The sequence below is a fragment of the Chamaesiphon sp. VAR_48_metabat_403 genome (genome assembly GCF_031422475.1).
Taxonomy (GTDB): Bacteria; Cyanobacteriota; Cyanobacteriia; order Cyanobacteriales; family Chamaesiphonaceae; genus Chamaesiphon.
In genome coordinates this window covers 1-17,857 of record NZ_JANPLS010000317.1, presented here as the reverse complement: position 1 = coordinate 17,857, position 17,857 = coordinate 1, and the positions used below count along the sequence as shown (strand labels likewise).

Here is a 17,857-nt window from a genome sequence, read left to right as displayed (position 1 = left end):
ACTCCCATCTCCCATCTCCCATCTCCCATCTCCACGAGAAAGCAACTTGGATTACTATTTATTTAGACAATCGCCCCAATTTATGAAATTTACAGAATTCGATCGAGACATGATGCGCCGCTGTATCGCTCTAGCACAACAAGCTTGGGGGAAAACAGCACCAAATCCCCTCGTCGGTGCGGTAATCGTCAAAGATGGCGAGATTGTCGGTGAAGGCTTTCATCCTGGTGCGGGACAGCCTCATGCTGAAGTATTTGCGTTGCGTGCAGCCGGGGATCGCGCGCTGGGAGCGACAATTTATGTCAGCCTCGAACCCTGCAATCACTATGGCAGAACGCCGCCCTGCGCGGCGGCGTTGGTAGCGGCAGGAGTCGGGAAAGTGGTAGTGGGGATGGTAGATCCCAATCCGTTGGTGGCGGGTGGTGGGATTAAGACGTTAGAGCAGGCGGGAATTGAAGTTGTGGTGGGGGTCGAAACCGCTGCCTGCGAGGAACTAAATGAAGGCTTCGTGCAGCGAATCGTCCATCATCGCCCCCTGGGAATTTTAAAATATGCCATGACGATCGATGGTAAAATCGCCACCGATAGCGGACATAGTACTTGGGTGAGCGGTGAATCTTCCCGCCACTACGTCCATCACCTCCGCGCGGGGTGCGATGCGATAATTATTGGTGGCAATACCTTACGTCGGGATAATCCTTATCTCACCAGCCACGATCCTGAGGCTCCCAATCCCTTGCGGGTAGTGATGACGCGGACATTGAATCTGCCCCTCGATGCGATTTTGTGGGATGTGAGTGTGGCTCCCACGCTAGTAGTTACCCAACGCGGTGCCAACCCGGACATGCAAAAACACCTGCGCGATCGACAGGTGGAGGTGTTAGAGTTAGACGCGCTCGATCCAAAATTGGTGATGCAATATCTCTACGATCGCGGTTATTTATCGGTGTTGTGGGAATGTGGCGGTACGCTTGCCGCGAGTGCGCTCGCCGCTGGCGCGATTCAAAAGGTACTGGCTTTTATCGCACCGAAAATTGTCGGCGGTAGTACGGCACGCTCTCCAGTTGGCGATCTGAGCATTCGATCGATGGGAGACGCGCTAACCTTAGAGCGGGTAACCTGGCAGCAAATCGGCAACGATCTTCTGGTTCAGGGATATTTATAGGGAGTAAGAAGTAAGGAACGCAGTTCCAAAACCTAAAACCTAAAACCTAAAACCTAAAACCTAATTACAATTACGTCGTACTTCAGAGTTAACCGTGCGTCCATTTACGGTAGAAGAAGATTGACTGACAACGGTACCACTGCCACCACTGCATTGAACTGACTGCTGTTGTTCGCTGGTAGAAGACTGCGAACTGCTTTCATCGCCAGAAGAAGTCCGAATCGTCGAACTCCGGACGGTGGTAGTCGGAGTAGAAACGGTGGTATTGGGTAATGGGGATGTCGTTGTCGTGACAGTTGTTTGTTGCGAATTAGAATTAATCTTACTGTTGAAAATTAGTGGAGCCGAAGTCCCAGTAGTCCGCCGAATAGTTGTCGTATTCGTGGTAGTGGGAATGCGGCGAATTGTGCGAATGCGCGTGCCTCGCCGAATCCGACTGATGAGTACTGGTTGCTCGGTAGTTGTGGGGCTATTGACTCGAATGTTGGGGGTTTGGATGAGAGTACCGTTGCTGGTATTAATAATCCGCACGTTACCGACAGATAAATTGCGATCGCCATCGATTTCGTTGGCATGAACTAAACTAGGCGATAGCAACAGAGTTGCGATCGCCAGTAGGCCGAGCTGACGGTGAAACATAATAGTTACCTCAGAGTTAGATAGTAGTGGTAGATGCAGTTACTGATGTGCTGTTGGCGTTGTGATGGGAATTACAACGCCAACGGCGGTGAGATTTGGCTGCCAAAGGCAGCTTATTTACCGCGTTCTTGTCCGCGAATTTCAACTTGATTGGATTGGTTGAGAATGTTTCTTTGGCCTGCGACATCTGCCGATTGAACGTTGCGGACTGATGTCACATTCTTCTCACCACCCCTCGCGCTACTGCGAATACTTGAATTATTGCTTTGATTGATGGTGTTATTGCGCCCAGTAATTACCGCAGTTTGGACGCTATCGTTGGAAACAACATCTTCGGCATGTGCTGGCATAGAGATACCGATCGTGGTACAAGCGAAGATAATGGCAGTTAGGTGTGAAAATTTCATAAGCTGTAGGTCGATTTAGCGAGGAGTTAATAATTAATTTAGCGTTAGGATATAACTACACTGCCCAAGTCTGACATTCCGCAATCTTTTAACATCTTAGTTGCGGATGACGATGGCAGGCTAGATTTATCCCTACATTGTTAGCTCATCATGCTCGGTAATTTTCAACGAAGTGAATTGCGAATTGAAGTTCCAGCGACATCTAGTACGATTCGCGATCGATTATTATCGCCGTCAGCACTCAAGAAGTGGCTATTTCCCCAACAGGTAAATTTTGTCAGTGAAGATTTCCTCACGGTAGGTACCAAATTCGATACGAGTTTTGGCATATTAAAGGTAAGCTCTCAAGTCGATCGAGTTAATACTCAATGTTTGCGATTGTTGCTCAGTAATGGTGTCGATGGTTATCATGAGTGGCATTGGGGCGATGGTTGGGTGCAATCTCGGTTAGAAGGCGTGTCTTTATTGCCACTTAATCTCTATCAAACCGCCACTTTATTAAGATTGCGAGCAGCCCTGAAAGTAGACAGTAGAGAGTAGTTTTCGGGATCTAATCTACAAAATGTCGATAAAAAAGCAGTAACTTCCAGTTGAAAGTTACTGCTTTTTTAAGCATCTTCAATCGGCACTAACCTGCGGTCGATCGAATCCATAACGGTGTGGAACGCGCTAACATTAACCAACCGCCATTGCCAGTAACATAACCAATTTCAGCTAAATAACGATGTTCGCTAACCGGGATGGGTATTTCTAAATCCCAATCTGAATCACCACATTCAAACTCTTGGAAAGTGGCTGGTAACTCGATATTAGAGTCAGAATTGGTGACATCGTACAAGCGGACGACCAATTTTTGACCGCCTTGTTCGCGCAATTGCCGTTTCAAGCGGACGGGGATTTCCCAGTGAGCGTATGCTTGAGTTGGATTGGGAGAAACAAGTGTAATCTGACCTTCACTATAGAGATTGCCAGACATTTCACCGCGATCTTCATTAGGCGTGTCTTTGCCTGTGAAGAACGATTTTACTGCTTGTCCGGCTCCTACTGTAGCTGCGGCACCACCAGCGAAAGCTGCACCACCAAAATCTTTACCATCTGCTAGTAAATCGGCTGCTTTATCTTTAAAACTGGAGAGGAAATCGCTCGGCTCTGGAGTGGGAGCTTCGTTGTTGACACCACCAGTTTCTTCGCCTAATAGATCGGATAATCCCGCAAACGGATCTTCATCCAAGTCATCTAGGTTAATGGCTTCCAAATCGCGATCGAATGTATCTAGTTCTGGATTTGGTGAGAACTCCGAACTTGGTGATTTTTGACCGCTGCCAAATAAAGCCGCACCGCCAGCAATTGCCGCAGCTCCAGCGGCAGTAGCCGCCGCACCGCCACCTTGAATAAAATCGCCTGTTTTAGCTTGGATGCCATCAACTGCGTCGCCAAAGTCAAACGGATCGTTGTTGTTAAAATTGGGAATTAACTCCGCTGCATTGTCTTTAAGATCGCCAGCTTTAGCTTGGAGTGAATCTAGTGGATTGCTAAAATCGAACGGATCGTTGTTGTTAAAATCGGGGATTAACTCAGCAGCACTATCTTTGAGATCGCCAGCTTTATCTTTAATCGAATCCAATGGATTGCTAAAGTCAAACGCTCGATCTTCGGTGTCGTCGAGAATTAAATCGGCATTGTCTGTCGCTGACTGTAATGGTGTGCCAAAATTAAATGGATCGTTACTACCACTACTTTCTAGTGAAAGATCGTCAGATAAATCCAGATCTTTTTGACCGCTAAAGAAATCACCGACCGATTTACCCGCGCCGCCAGCTACAGCAGCACCACCAGCTAAGGCGGCTCCGCCTGCGGCAGCAGCAGCTATGCCACCATCTTTAAAAAAGTCACCAACTCGATCTACAATTCCGTCACTGCTGGGAGGATGGAGGTTGCCATCTGCTGTCGCGGGTAGATTGAGATCGGGGATTTCCAGGTTGAGATCTGGCGATGATAAATCGAGATTAGGAATTTCTAGACTGTCTAGATTGGCAAAATTCAGATCTGGCGTTGATAAATCGACATCACTAAAGGCTGTGTCGAAAGTACCTGTTAAGTTGGCACTGAGATCTTGAATCGATTCGCCAGCCTTGCCCTGAATGCCCTCTAAGGGGTTGTCGAACTCCAAATCGGGGGTTAGATTAGAAGACTTATCTTTCAGCCCTTCTAGAGGATTAGAGAGGTCGATGTTGGGAGCTTTAACTTCTGGCGGCTGAATGTTGCTCGCGCGATCGCCCATGCCATCGAGCAGACCTTTGCCGAGTGCGGCAGCCGCAGCAGCACCGCCCACAATCGCCGCACCACCAGCTAAATTAATGTCTTTGGCGCGATCTTCAACCGCATCGACAACACCATTAAAGTTAATATTTGGTGTCTTAGTAAGCGACGGTGGTGGAGCAGACATCGTACCAGACAAATCGCCCGATCGCAGGTCGCCCGATCGCAGATCTCCCGACGGACGATAACCGCTAAGGTTAGAAGATAAGTCGCCCGATAGATCTCCAGATAAACTGTCCGTTCTGGAAGTTCGCGCTGGTGGGGGTGGATATAGCGGTTTGATGTTGGGTGTGGTTTCCGGAGCAGTTGTAACTGAGGTAACTGTTTCGGTCGGTTTTTTCCGGCCTAACAACCACCATAATCCGCCAACAATCGGGACTAATAACACTGGCCACCAAGAAGGCAATCCGCCTTTGGCACCATCTTTAACTGGGGTAGTAGTCTCAGTAGTAGTCTCAGTAGTAGTCGTGCTGCCACTAGCACCAGGATCGGTCGATCCAGTCGTGCCTGTAGTCCCAGCCGCTCCTGTGCTGCCAGTAGTCCCGGTAGTCCCGGTAGTCCCGGTCGTAGCTTCAGTAGTGCTAGTCGTAGTTGTGGTCGCCGTACCACCTCCGGTTGCCGTTCCTGCCGAGGTTGCTTCTTTAACAGCTACTTGCCCTGCCGGATCGCTGACATAGCCCAGAAATGCTTTAGTGCCCTCACCGATTTTGCCGCCTTTATTTTTATAGGCATAAGCCAACGGCTGAGAAAAAGGATATTTGATATTATCTGGCTGCGTCCCGTGGAGCGTTACCGCTCTAATGCCAGGAATATTTTTAATTTGGTCGGCTGGTGCGTAACCGATGCCATCTTCACCTAATTTATCGACGACTGCTTGAGTCGAATCTTCGGTCAGTTTTTGAGCGTTACTGCCAGTTTTGAGCTTGCCATTTTGAAACACTGGATAGTTGGCAAATGCGCGACGAGTATCGCTAGTATTGGGTCTGTCGATGACTTTAATTTTGCCTTTAGCACCGTTAGCACTGGGCAACTGCGACCAGTCGGTGACCTCCCCGCGATAAATTTTCGCAAAGTCTTTGAGGGTCAGATTACCAGTGTATGGGTTCTTATCGCTGACGATAATCGCAATTTTGGATCTACCGATTTCTTTAGCTGCTAAACCGCGATTTTTTTCACCCGCAGTCAGCTTGCGACCGATCCCGGCTAGGTCGGATTTACCTGAGACAATTGCCTCGATCCCGCTATCGCTACCTTGATACTGAGTGGGCACGACAATATCCGTACCGGGGAACTGTTTTTGGAATCGGTCTTTGAGTCCTTGATTGACCCCTTGCATACTGCTGGAACCGTCGATCTGCACTTTGGTTCCCGATGGCACCGTCGCGGGCAATGGGAATTTATCGGCAGCAGTTTGGGCAATAGCTTTTAGGTTAGTACCACCAGCGGCTAATATTAGTGCTAGAGTTACGATCGAACTACTTTGCTGTTTCATTTGTAACAACTAGGTTTGTGGATATTGTAATCAACAATAGCTTAGATCTGTTGTCTGATATAGATACTCGCCAAATGGTCGGTGCATCAAATATATAACTGCAACCGGACGCAAGCTAATAATTCGATTACGCGGACATGCTCTAAACTGACTGAAGAATCGATGTAAATGTCGATCTATCTGGCTTTGTAGGAATTTATTTTAAAATTGATAATAGCATTGTGCTTCAGATCCTAACCGATTTTTTCAGTTCGATCGACTCAAATGTTACATTTTCGTTAAGATACGATCGACTTAACAATTTTTCGGTGCCTTTTATTACCAATGTATTAGTTAAATGAGCAATATTCGCCAGAAGCAGCCAGGGCAATTTGGTAACCAGCGGCGCAAGTCGAAAGCCCGTCCCCATACTAGCGCAAGACTAGCCGGGGTCTGGCTGGTATTAGGATTAGCATCGCTGGGTTTATTATGGCGACTGTGTTGGCTCCAAATCGTGCGTGCGCCATTTTTACAAAGCAAAGCGCAAGCGCAACAAAGCACGATTAAAAGACCATTTGTACCTCGCCGGACGATCGTCGATCGAGCCGATAATCAAATGGCGATCGATACACCTAGCTATAGCTTATACGTATATCCAGCCAGATTTGGCGAAGTTTTTGTCGGGAAAGGGTTCCCCAAAAATGGTAAAAAAGTCAAACTTACTTCACTAGAAGTCGCGCAAAGACTGGCACCAATTTTACAAGCCGATGTCCAAAAACTCGTCGAGAAATTTAATCGTCCCCAGTCACAGATCTTGGTCGAGTCTGACTTGCAAGAGAATATCAAAGATAGCCTTAACAGCTTAAAATTAGAAGGAATCGAAACCGCCCAAGGCGAGCGCGAATATACGCGATTTTATCCTCAAAACGATGCCTTTGCTGAAGTTGTCGGCTATTTAGATTGGGAACATAAAGCCCAAGCTGGCGTAGAATTGAGCCAATCGTCGCTGTTAGAGCGCAACCTAGTAAAGTATCGGTTGACCAAAACAGGTGGTAAGAATCCATCGATTTTACCCGATCGAGTGACATCGGATTATCTACATAGCGATGACTTAAAACTAAAATTAACTGTAGATCTACGGCTGCAACGTGCTGCCAGAAAAGCATTAACCGATAAAATGAAGCAATGGAACGCGCAACGGGGAACGGTAATCGTCATGGATGCCGAAACTGGTGCCATCCGCGCCCTAGTCGTCTCACCTACCTACGATCCCAATCACTATGCTAGGGATGTCGAAAATTACGGCAAAATTGTCGGCAAACTCCGCGCGCCGCTGCTACTCCAAAATGCGGCTGTTTCCGATCTGTACGAGCCAGGATCGACCTTTAAACCAATTGCCGTAGCAATCGCTCTCGAAAATCGCGCGATCGTGCCTACCAGTCAGTTTAATGATGAAGGTAGCATTCAAGTTGGCACTTATACCATTCGGAATTCTGATAAAAAAGGTCACGGTAAAATCGATGTCGCTCAAATTCTTCAATCTTCCAGTAATGTGGGGATGGTGAAAATGATGCAACGACTCAAGCCAAATATTTACTATGACTGGCTTCAGCGGATCGGCTTGGGGCAAAAGTCCGGGATCGATTTACCATTAGAAGGTAAAGGTGAAGTTCGCAGTCGGCGCGAATTTGTCGCTTCGCCGATCTATCCCGCCAATACCGCATTCGGACAAGGCTTTTCACTCACGCCGATTCAATTAGTCAGACTGATCGCCAGTATTGCTAATGGGGGCAAATTGGTGACTCCTTATGTAGTTGAAGGTTTGTTTGATAGTGAGGGTGTCCGTAAAGATAATCCCGTTCGTCCCGAACCCAGTCAGATCTTTAGCCCCAAAAATGCCCAAGCAGTACTGGAAATGATGGAAACTGTCGTTACCAGAGGTTCTGGGGATAAAGCCAAAATTGCGGGTTATCGAATTGCAGGCAAAACGGGGACATCTCAAAAAGCGGGGATGGGTGGCTATACAGAAGATGACAAAAAAGTGACCAGTTTCGTTGGCATTTTACCTGTAGATCGGCAACGTCGCTATGTAGTATTTGCCGCGATCGACGAACCGAAAGGTAAGGAAAAAGCCTTTGGTTCTAACGTCGCCGCACCGATTGTCAAGTTAGTAATGGATTCATTAATTTCGATCGAAGGCATTACTCCCAGTAATCCTAGCGAGATTGTTGGAGCTAAAACCGATCGCACCCAACCAGCCACTAAAACGACCGTATCACCAGTCGAAAGCCATTAAATTTCCTGTAAAAGTGCAAAGGCGATCGATAAAATGCCCCCAATACCTCTATTCCCGCTCCCCGCTCCCCGCTCCCCGCTCCCCTACCTAGCGATTGCTGCTGGCTTGGATTATGCGATCGGCGATCCGTGGACATGGCTACATCCCGTTCAAATTATGGGCTGGGCGATCGAGTGGTGCAAACAAATTACCCTCAAATACTGCCATCAGCCCTTAGCACGACGACTGGCGGGGATGGTATTGTGCTGGGGCTTAATCCTCGGTACGGGTGGTGTGACGTGGCTGACGATCGCTATTTGCGACTGGATTCATCCGTGGTTGGGAATTGCCGCAAGATCGATCGCCTTAGCTAGTTGTTTTGCGGGTAGAAGTTTGCGGCGAGCGGCTGAAGATGTTTTAGCTGCGATTGAGACTGGAGATGTGGATGTGGCGCGATCGCAGTTAAAGATGTATGTCGGCAGAGATACCGATAAATTAACTATTCCCGAAATCTACCGCGCCATTTTAGAAACCGTTACCGAAAATGCGATCGACGGGGTCATGGCTCCGCTATTTTATGCGATCGTCGGCACGTTCATCCCCGCAGTTGGGGCTGTGCCCCTGGCAATGGCATACAAAGCTGCCAGCACTCTAGATTCGATGGTCGGCTATCGCCACGAGCCATACGCCGATTTAGGCTGGTGTAGTGCCAAATCTGAAGATATCCTCACTTGGCTCCCCTGTCGGCTGGCGGTACTGACATTAAGCATCCTTTCTGGCAAACCATTTACAGTCTGGCGGCTCTGTTGGCGCGATGCACGCCAAGATCCCAGCCCCAATTCTGGCTGGAGCGAGTGTGCCTATGCCGCCGCCTTGGGAGTAAGAGTTGGGGGGCTAAACTATTATCGAGGACAAGTCCGGGAAAAGCCATTATTAGGCGACGATTTGCAACCAATTACGCCTGCGATCGTCCGACAAGCTTTAATGTTAACTCGGTACAGTTTTTTATTATGGCTGGGGTTAGGATGCGGACTGTATTTTTTGGCTAATTAACGTCAGTTTTTTCTGACAGAGAGGCAAAGCAGGGAACGGGATAAGGATCTCCATGCACTCCTTCTTAGCTTCGACACACACCACCTGGGGATGAATCCCCAGGCTAACCACGAAAGTCCACTTTAGTGGACTGGAGAATCTGGCAGTCCACTAAAGTGGACTTGAGCTACTAGCCCGCACTTCAGTCGCGGGCGGGTGATGAGCGGAGCAAATATTCTTAACCCTCACGTTAACAGAGCATCTGAGCTGAGGCTGTTGGGTTTCGCCTTGCTCTACCCAACCTACAAACCCTATGCTATTCTCCGTAATAAAGTTTTCTCATCGATCGCAGTTATCGAGGTGTTTTAATTAGTTGTTGAAAAGACAACAAGGCTTGTTGATGGCGGTTACCTGCTACCCATGTAAAATCATTGTGTCCCGCTTCTGGTATCCACAGAGACATTTTAGGCGATCGTGCCGCTTCCTAAAGTAACTGACCGTGTTGAAAGGGAATTACGCGATCGGCTCCACCGTGCATAATTAAGATCGGACTATGAATTTGTGGTAGTTTATCGAGGGTGGAAAATTTATCGAATGGTAGCAATGGAAAAGGGACGATAACCCTAAATGCAGATGTAAAAGTACTCTCCAAAACTAACCCAGCAATAGGTTTTTTAGTTGCTAATTCAGTTGCCGATCCGCCGCCGATAGAATGACCGTAGACAATAATCTGTTGTGGCGATATTTTGAGTTGTTGGGTTAAATATGTATAGGCAATATCGGCATCTTGATAAGCATTCGCTTCACTGGGTTTACCATTACTAGTTCCATAACCTCGATAGTCATAAGCAAACACACTAAAACCCCAGCTCTGCAATCGATCTAAAATCGGACGAATATCGCCGAGATCTTCAGCATTGCCATGAATATACAACAATGTATATGCAGATTGGGAATTAGGTAAATATATTGCCGAAATATTTTCGGTATTAGAGATGGGTAATTTGAGAATGTCTTTTGTATCTTGATAGCTAGCAGGCTGTGGTAAAAAAATCAGATCGTCCGATCGAATAAAGATATAAAGGGCAAAGCAAGTATAAATAAACAGCCCCGATAACACGAGTTTCCACCACGTAAGTTTCCCAAAAAGTATGTTCTCAAAAATAGATCGACGCATGGATGCTTACTACTAGAATTTCAATAATGGGTCGTTCCTTATTCTCAATGACTGGCTGCCCAAATTAGTTTCAATCGATCGGGATGACAATCGATCGATCGATCGACTGAAAACTGCGATCGAGTCGATCGTTATTATTCGAGCGATTTTCGCATTAAAGCGGTAAATAAAGCATCCGGTAGCAATTTCCGCAATCCTAGTAATAATCCTGCATTACCGCCAGCAGGATAACGCAATTTCCAACTACCATCGGTGGCTGCTCGATAGATAACTTTCGCGGTAACTTCTGGTGGGGAGCCATTTTCACCAGCGCGATCCATTTTGGGTAAAGTCTTTTGAATATAGTTATCGTATGCAGTTAATCCGGCTTTTTTAGCAACTGAAATCGATCGACTGTAAAAATCGGTTTTAATGGCACCAGGTTCGATTATTTTGACCTTGATATTAAACTGGCGCAATTCGTATTGTAATGACTCAGAAAAGCCATCTACCGCCCATTTAGTGGCATGATAGGGGCTATAAACGGGAAATGCTGTTCTACCGCCAATCGAGGCGACATTAACTAAAATACCCTGCTGGCGAAGGCGAAAATGCGGCAAAATGGCGCGGGTGACTTCCATCAGTCCAAATACATTAGTCTCGAATTGACCCCGAATATCGTCCATGTCGCAGGCTTCAAAGGCACCAATTAAAGCATAACCAGCATTATTGATTAATACATCGATCGTCCCAAATTTAGCAATTGCCAGATCGATCGCTGCCTGAATTGTATCTGCTTTGGTAACATCTAATGCCAAGCATAAAACATTTGATAAATCGCTGAGTTCGGGAGATTTTTCGGGCGATCGCATGGTTGCAACGACGTTCCAGCCTTGCTGCTGAAATAGTTGGGCGGTAGCTCGTCCGATCCCTGTGGATGCTCCGGTAATTAATACGGTTTTGCTCATAATAGATAATTTGATAAGTGGCTTACTAACATCCAATATAGATCGTCAAGCGATTACTATTTGATATCGTTTAAAAAGATCGTCTGTATTTTTGTGTTGTCTAGTTAAAACGATCGTGTCAAAATATAGATCTAATAGCAATTACGCGCTCGTTTTACTCCAGCTTTTGTTAATTAAGTCCAAAGTGTATTCTTCTGAATTCTCAATAGTCTTTTCTATACCTTTCACCCTGGCATAAATATCACCGCCAGAGATAGATATTTCTTTAGGCGATCGGTAATAAGCTTGATGACGGCTAATCCATCCAGGATTATCTCCGGTAGTCTCGACTTCTTCGATGATAAATGTATCGCAGTGGAGTCGATAAACGGGTGTTTCATAATAAACTCGCTCGTGTTGATATCCGATACTACCAATAATGTAGATATAATATTCGACTAATGTTGCCGTGTGAAAATCGGTAGGTGGAAAAATATCTTTGGGATAACCAAAAATCTTGAAGCTACCATTTTGCTGATAAACAATAACATCGTTATATATACAAAAATCTGGATCGTAGTAGTCTTCATGTTCGCCAGCGATCTTGACAATTCTACCATCTGGTAGCTCTGTGACTGTTTGCCCCATCCGTTTATTACACCAAACAGGTTGGCAATTTAATTTATCTAGATCGTCAAATTGAGGTAGATCGTCAAAAATTTGGCTGGCAGAGTAGGCATCACAGCCAGAAGAAACCATTGCGTTCCAAAAATCTACTTCCATAATTTCTGGATTGGTTTTACCAAATTGCCGATATCGCCCCGCCAAATATTGCTCTTGGGATAATTGAAGAAAATTTTCTTTCATGCTTTTCGATCGAAAGGCTAATCCATTTAATTTTGGGTTTAAGTAAGTTCTAATTAGTCGCGATTCGCATACTCAGATCGAGCCAGTGAGATCGCGTAATTGGCGCGCTAGTGGAGATATAATCAACGCCAGTTTCGGCAACTTGGCGAATGGTATTTAGCGTAATATTACCCGATGCTTCGATTTTAATCCGAGGATTAGCCGTTCTAATTATTGCCACGGCTTGACGCATTAAATCTGGATGCATATTATCGAGCATAATAATATCAGCCTGACACTCGATTGCCTCCTTAACTTGCGCTAGCGACTCAGTTTCGACTTCGATCGTCAGTGGATAAGGCATCTGTAATCGAATCCCCTCGATCGCGGCAGTAATTCCGCCTGCTGCTGCAATATGATTATCTTTAATCATCACGGCATCATCTAACCCGACGCGGTGATTGACACCACCACCAACAGTGGTTGCATATTTTTCGAGCAGGCGCAAACCAGGGGTAGTTTTGCGGGTATCGACTAATTGAGTGGGTAAATCTGCAATGCAATCTACATAGGTACGAGTCGCTGTAGCAATTCCACTGAGCCGCATTGCCAAATTTAAAGCCGTCCTTTCGCCCATTAATAAAGTAGCTAAATCGGCAGTAATTTCGGCGATCGTTTGTCCCGATCCACAGGTGGCTCCTTCGTCTGCAAAGGGCTGAAACTTAGCTTCAGGATTTAACAGCTCAAAAACTCTTTTGGCAATCGGTAATGCGGCGACTACCCCCGTTTCCTTGGCAATCCAGACTGCGGTTGCGACTCGATCGACATTCGGCAAGCCTTGGGTGCTGCGATCTCCTCTACCAATATCTTCTTGGAGCCATTGAATCAAGAGCGGATCGAGGACGATTCGAGGGGGTAAAGTTGGTTTCGACATGTATTTCGATTGGTAGTAAAATATCGATCGCCACCACACACTAACATAGGAGCAGATTTAAGTGCGCGATAATCAATGGAAAAAGTCTAGACAACCGATCTTGCTATTTCTCATTGCTAGCTTAACGATAATCTCATCCGCTTGTGCAAACTATCTTGGTGGCTTTGCTGACTCCAGCCAATTCAGTCAAGCTAAAAAAACACTAAAGTATAGTGATTTTATTCAACAAGTCGAACAGGGGAAAATAAAAAAAGTTGGATTGAGTACCGATCGCACTAAAATTCTGCTAAAAGATACGGACGGTGTAAAAGCAATTGTGAATATACCACCCAATTCAGAAGAATTAATCGATACTCTGACGAAAAAATCTGTGGAAATTTATGTTATTTCCAAATGAACATTTAGTAAATTCATGTCCACCACATCCAATTCTAAATTCAAACTGTAAACAGTTTTCTTACTTCAATCTGGAGATCTGGAAAGGCTAATGGTGAAATATTGCCAGTTGCTAATTTAGTTTCAGATCTGTAGGTATCGATCGCCCGATCGCGAAATACAATTAATTCGGGAGTTTGTAAGTTTACTACCCAATATTCCTCAATCCCAGTCTCAGCATACACCCGCTTTTTATCGTTGAGATCTTTTTTCAGCGTGGTGTTCGCATATTCAATCAGCCAGAAAATATCATCTGGATAGGGATGGTGTGCTAGATATTGACGACTGGGTGCCCGAACGATCGCAATATCTGGCTCTGGCTCGGAGTTATTTGGTAGTGTAACCGGATGACCTTCGCGAACTTTGGCTCGATTTGCTAGTAAGATGCTGAGATATTGAACTGACTCAGTACAATAGAATGCATGAGGTATTCCCTCTGGTGGCATATCTACAATGATTCCTTCTAATAGCTCTACCCGCTTGTCGTCCAGTATCCCTGTCTCAACTAATTGATGATATTCGGAGATCGTCCATTTGGCGGTAGTAAGTGTCATCGCTGATGTCCTCGAATTCTTCACTATTTTAGCAAGCAGGTGGTATGTATTGGTACTGTGGGAGATCGATCGAGTCTCAAACCATCGAGTTAGATATTAACGAACCGGGGCTATTATACGGCGCAACAGTTTTTACGACTTTAAGAACTGACGCTTTGACTGTTTACCATTTACATGGCGATCGACTGCGATCGAGTATCATCGATTTAGATTGGTGTCAGCCAGATTGGGAACGAGTTCGATCGGGTGTAGACTGCTTAACGCCACATTTCCCCGTATTGCGAATTACCATCTTTCCCGACGGACGAGAATTAATTACCGGGCGAGATTTGCCGCCTAATTTAGCGACTTGGCAACAGCAAGGGGTAACAGTAATCATCGCAGATCGAAAATTCACTCGATCGCTCCCCCAACACAAAACAGGTAATTATCTCGCTCCCTGGCTGGCTCTACAACAGGCGCGAAACAACAATATTCAAGAAGCAATCTTAACAAACGATCGCGGCGACTGGCTCGAAACCACTACAGGAAATCTTTGGGGTTATCGCGATGGCTGTTGGTATACACCACCTTTAAGTGCCGGAATTTTACCAGGAATCGCGCGATCTCAACTAATATTCGCACTCCAACAGCAACACCAAAAAGTTTTAGAAATCGACTGGAATCTGGAATGGGTCAAAGATTTAGATGCGATCGGCTATAGTAATTCTGTCATCCATTTTATTCCGATTCATACTGTCATTACTCCCGTGGGTACTCTAAGGTATCAGGCTCAACATCCAGCGATAGTGGAAGTTAGGCGTTTGTAGGGAGTATCGATCTAGGAGGATATCGACGTGTATGACAATCGACTGAGTAAGGCTATCCTCTCGATCGTTTTAGCAGGGGGTGTAATCATTTTCTTCGCAACCTCATCTTCTAAAAAGGCACCTCCAGACGAGCAAAAATCGCCACCCCTATCGGCGACTAATTCGGTAATCCACCCGATCTCGGTTGATGCTGCGCTCCATCCCTTGAGTAAACTAGATTGTAGAGCTAGACACGCGATGATGAAGTGGTTGAGAGCTAAAATTTATTCAAATCACCCTATCAATAAAATGAGAGAAAGGTTAACATAAGTTAATAGAAAGATAAAATACACTAAATTATCGATGGCGCGTAACTGGCGGAAACGACGGTTGAGCGATCTGTTAATATCGATCCCGTCAAGGGTTACCAGTCCCAGAATACTAATATAGGAGAACTTTAGAGTGAATAATAAGCGGTGGAGAAATGCCGGACTATACGTCTTACTGGCAGTTGTGGCGATCGCTCTGGCAACTACATTCTTAGAAAAGCCAGCCCCAGCCCAAAAAACCTTAAAATATAGCCAATTTATTCAAGAGGTAAAACAGGGCGAGATCGAGAATGTCGGTTTGAGTGCCGATCGTAGCCGTGCGTTAGTACAAGCCAAAGATGGCACCAAAGCACTGGTAAATTTACCTCCCAACGATAACCAACTCGTCAGCATTCTGACAGAGAACGTTAAAGGCAACATTTACGTTCTTCCTCAAAATGACGAGAGCGTCTGGTTCCGCGTCTTGAGCAGCTTATTCTTCCCAGTATTATTACTGGTTGGTTTATTCTTCTTGCTCCGTCGCGCTCAAAGTGGCCCCGGCAACCAAGCGATGAACTTTGGTAAATCTAAAGCTCGCGTCCAAATGGAACCCCAGACCCAAATTACATTTGGAGATGTCGCTGGTATCGACCAAGCGAAACTAGAACTCAATGAAGTTGTAGACTTTCTGAAAAATGCCGATCGCTTTACCGCGTTGGGTGCCAAAATTCCTAAAGGCGTGTTGCTCGTCGGCCCTCCTGGTACTGGTAAAACCCTCTTGGCTCGTGCGGTTGCAGGCGAAGCTGGCGTACCATTCTTTAGTATTTCTGGTTCGGAATTCGTCGAAATGTTCGTCGGTGTGGGTGCATCCCGCGTTCGCGATTTGTTCGAGCAAGCTAAAGCACAAGCTCCTTGTATCGTCTTTATCGATGAGATCGACGCAGTGGGTCGTCAACGGGGCGCAGGCCTAGGTGGCGGTAACGATGAGCGGGAACAGACCCTCAACCAATTACTGACCGAGATGGACGGATTTGAGGGCAATACGGGGATTATTATCATCGCCGCTACCAACCGTCCTGACGTACTCGATTCTGCACTATTACGCCCAGGTCGTTTCGATCGTCAAGTTGTTGTAGATCGCCCAGACTACGCTGGTCGTTTAGAAATCCTCAACGTTCACGCTCGTGGCAAAACCTTAGCCAAAGATGTCGATCTCGAACGCATCTCGCGTCGGACTCCCGGCTTTACAGGTGCGGATTTAGCCAACCTGTTAAACGAATCGGCAATTCTCGCCGCTCGTCGCAGCTTGACCGAAATCTCAATGGATGAAGTTAACGATGCGATCGATCGCGTATTAGCTGGCCCAGAGAAAAAAGACCGCGTGATGACCGAGAAGCGCAAAACACTCGTTGCTTATCACGAAGCTGGTCACGCTCTAGTAGGTGCATTAATGCCCGACTACGACCCCGTTCAAAAAATCAGCATTATTCCTCGCGGTCAAGCTGGCGGTCTGACTTGGTTTACACCTAGTGAAGATCGGATGGAGTCTGGTTTATATAGCCGCTCTTACCTCCAAAACCAAATGGCTGTCGCCCTCGGCGGTCGGATTGCTGAAGAAATTATCTTTGGTGAAGAAGAAGTTACTACTGGTGCCTCCAGTGACCTCCAACAAGTCGCCCGCGTCGCTCGTCAAATGGTGATGCGCTACGGGATGAGCGAAAAACTCGGCCCCGTCGCCCTCGGTCGTCAACAAGGCAACATGTTCCTCGGTCGCGATATCGCCTCCGAACGGGATTTCTCGGAAGAGACTGCGGCAATCATCGATGATGAAGTCAGCCAATTAGTAGCTGAAGCTTACCGTCGTGCTAAAGACGTATTAATCGGTAACAAGCACGTTTTAGACAAACTAGCCGTGATGTTGGTGGATAAAGAAACTGTCGATGCCGAAGAGCTTCAAGATTTACTTGCGACTAATGATGTCAAAATGGCTGCGATCGCGTAGTCTATCTAACAGTTAAAATTTAACAGGCCACACTAACCGATATAGGTTAGTGTGGCCTGTTTTTTTATAAGTTATGAGTTACCAATGGGCATAGTGAAAGATTCCTGTACGAGGCGTTAGAAAAGGAATGTAGAGGTAAGATTAAATATCAATAATTTTCTAAATCGCCATGCCAACTGAGCAACTGCCATTTATAACGATTAGCATAGTGGTAATTGCTTTTCTTTACTCGTCAGTGGGTCATGGAGGAGCATCGGGTTACATAGCAGTAATGTCGTTATTCGGAATTGCACCTACGCTGATAAAGCCAACGGCTCTCATTCTCAACATTTTTGTGGCGTGCATTGGTTCTTGGCAGTTTTGGAGAATGGGATTCTTGTCATGGAAACTATTTTTGTCACTGGCAGCTTTATCAATTCCAATGTCATTTTTGGGCGGCTATCTCAATCTGCCCACGCCAATCTTCAAAACTATTTTAGGGGTCACGCTACTTTTATCGGCTATCCGATTCTTGATTAAACCAACTGAAGATACTGTTTCAACCGAACCTATCTTGCCGATTACATTATTAGTAGGCGG

15 protein-coding genes and 1 pseudogene are annotated in these 17,857 nt (G+C 46.1%); 8 read left to right on the top strand and 8 right to left on the bottom strand.

Annotation, left to right across the window (positions count from 1 at the left end):
* The first annotated feature begins 82 nt into the window (after positions 1–82).
* Positions 83–1,165, top strand: coding sequence for a bifunctional diaminohydroxyphosphoribosylaminopyrimidine deaminase/5-amino-6-(5-phosphoribosylamino)uracil reductase RibD (gene ribD / locus RMO79_RS15250; RefSeq protein WP_310484030.1), 1,083 nt, complete (start codon positions 83–85; stop codon positions 1,163–1,165).
* A 60-nt stretch (positions 1,166–1,225) separates the two neighbouring features.
* Here the strand turns inward: ribD and RMO79_RS15245 are convergent, their stop codons facing one another.
* Together RMO79_RS15245 and RMO79_RS15240 are read right to left on the bottom strand one after the other, a co-directional pair.
* Entirely contained in the window at positions 1,226–1,804 is a 579-nt protein-coding gene (locus RMO79_RS15245) for a hypothetical protein (protein ID WP_310484029.1), read from the bottom strand.
* Positions 1,805–1,917: 113 nt separating this feature from the next.
* Positions 1,918–2,211: a hypothetical protein gene (locus RMO79_RS15240; protein WP_310484028.1), complete on the bottom strand. Its 294-nt coding sequence runs from the start codon at positions 2,209–2,211 to the stop codon at positions 1,918–1,920.
* Positions 2,212–2,361: 150 nt separating this feature from the next.
* On the opposite strand from RMO79_RS15240, the gene RMO79_RS15235 reads away from it, so the two are divergent.
* Positions 2,362–2,751, top strand: coding sequence for a hypothetical protein (locus RMO79_RS15235; RefSeq protein WP_310484027.1), 390 nt, complete (start codon positions 2,362–2,364; stop codon positions 2,749–2,751).
* Positions 2,752–2,839: 88 nt separating this feature from the next.
* Here the strand turns inward: RMO79_RS15235 and RMO79_RS15230 are convergent, their stop codons facing one another.
* The gene (locus RMO79_RS15230) at positions 2,840–6,022 is read right to left on the bottom strand and encodes a substrate-binding domain-containing protein (protein WP_310484026.1); all 3,183 of its coding nucleotides are present in this window, start codon (positions 6,020–6,022) and stop codon (positions 2,840–2,842) included.
* Between the two features lie 337 nt (positions 6,023–6,359).
* On the opposite strand from RMO79_RS15230, the gene RMO79_RS15225 reads away from it, so the two are divergent.
* Positions 6,360–8,297, top strand: a complete 1,938-nt coding sequence (locus tag RMO79_RS15225; protein ID WP_310484025.1) for a penicillin-binding protein 2 — start codon at positions 6,360–6,362, stop codon at positions 8,295–8,297.
* 33 nt (positions 8,298–8,330) lie between these two features.
* Positions 8,331–9,329: an adenosylcobinamide-phosphate synthase CbiB gene (gene cbiB, locus RMO79_RS15220; protein ID WP_310484024.1), complete on the top strand. Its 999-nt coding sequence runs from the start codon at positions 8,331–8,333 to the stop codon at positions 9,327–9,329.
* Positions 9,330–9,660: 331 nt separating this feature from the next.
* Here the strand turns inward: cbiB and RMO79_RS15215 are convergent.
* The 4 genes and pseudogenes from RMO79_RS15215 to nadC form a co-directional block, all read right to left on the bottom strand.
* Positions 9,661–10,485 (bottom strand): annotated as a pseudogene (locus RMO79_RS15215) (alpha/beta hydrolase).
* A 134-nt stretch (positions 10,486–10,619) separates the two neighbouring features.
* Complete coding sequence (locus RMO79_RS15210; RefSeq protein ID WP_310484022.1) at positions 10,620–11,432, bottom strand: SDR family oxidoreductase; 813 nt, start codon at positions 11,430–11,432, stop codon at positions 10,620–10,622.
* Between the two features lie 141 nt (positions 11,433–11,573).
* Entirely contained in the window at positions 11,574–12,278 is a 705-nt protein-coding gene (locus RMO79_RS15205) for a hypothetical protein (protein WP_310484021.1), read from the bottom strand.
* Positions 12,279–12,327: 49 nt separating this feature from the next.
* Complete coding sequence (gene nadC, locus RMO79_RS15200) at positions 12,328–13,191, bottom strand: carboxylating nicotinate-nucleotide diphosphorylase (RefSeq protein WP_310484020.1); 864 nt, start codon at positions 13,189–13,191, stop codon at positions 12,328–12,330.
* 61 nt (positions 13,192–13,252) lie between these two features.
* Between nadC and RMO79_RS15195 the strand changes: the two genes are divergently transcribed.
* Positions 13,253–13,588 (top strand): ATP-dependent metallopeptidase FtsH/Yme1/Tma family protein, encoded by a 336-nt coding sequence (locus RMO79_RS15195; protein ID WP_310484019.1) that lies wholly within the window; start codon positions 13,253–13,255, stop codon positions 13,586–13,588.
* 40 nt (positions 13,589–13,628) lie between these two features.
* Here the strand turns inward: RMO79_RS15195 and RMO79_RS15190 are convergent, their stop codons facing one another.
* Positions 13,629–14,180 (bottom strand): Uma2 family endonuclease, encoded by a 552-nt coding sequence (locus RMO79_RS15190; protein ID WP_310484018.1) that lies wholly within the window; start codon positions 14,178–14,180, stop codon positions 13,629–13,631.
* 44 nt (positions 14,181–14,224) lie between these two features.
* On the opposite strand from RMO79_RS15190, the gene RMO79_RS15185 reads away from it, so the two are divergent.
* The 3 genes from RMO79_RS15185 to RMO79_RS15175 all read left to right on the top strand — a co-directional run.
* A complete protein-coding gene (locus RMO79_RS15185) occupies positions 14,225–14,989 on the top strand; it encodes an aminotransferase class IV (RefSeq protein ID WP_310484017.1) in 765 nt (254 codons plus the stop codon).
* Between the two features lie 441 nt (positions 14,990–15,430).
* Entirely contained in the window at positions 15,431–17,278 is a 1,848-nt protein-coding gene (gene ftsH3, locus RMO79_RS15180; protein ID WP_310484016.1) for an ATP-dependent zinc metalloprotease FtsH3, read from the top strand.
* A gap of 169 nt (positions 17,279–17,447) precedes the next feature.
* Positions 17,448–17,857: sulfite exporter TauE/SafE family protein (locus RMO79_RS15175; protein WP_310484015.1), on the top strand; the 410-nt coding region annotated here is incomplete at its 3' end.